This window comes from Rhizobium ecuadorense, assembly GCF_001187535.1.
Taxonomy (GTDB): Bacteria; Pseudomonadota; Alphaproteobacteria; order Rhizobiales; family Rhizobiaceae; genus Rhizobium; species Rhizobium ecuadorense.
Window position 1 is genome coordinate 1 of record NZ_LFIO01001626.1, and the last position, 214, is coordinate 214.

Below are 214 nucleotides of genomic sequence, written 5' to 3' on the forward strand. Positions count from 1 at the left end.
GTCGTCAGGCTTCCATGACCGATCGAAGAACTCCTTCCTGGGGCCGTAAAACCGGAGCAGAGTGAACCAGCCCCTGCCGGGCACGGTCCTGATCCAGTTCTTTTCCTTTCCAGCAGGTGCCGTCGGCGCGAAATACACGTCGATCGAACCGTCGGCATTGCTCTGCGGGTCGGTATATTGGCTCACGCTAGGAAACGGCATGCCGTTGCGAAGC

The 214-nt window shown here is 59.3% G+C and carries 1 protein-coding gene; it reads right to left on the bottom strand.

The annotated features are described in order from the left end of the window. The coding region (locus tag AF337_RS32800; protein ID WP_152971301.1) for a DUF1214 domain-containing protein at positions 1 to 214 on the bottom strand (214 nt) is incomplete at both ends.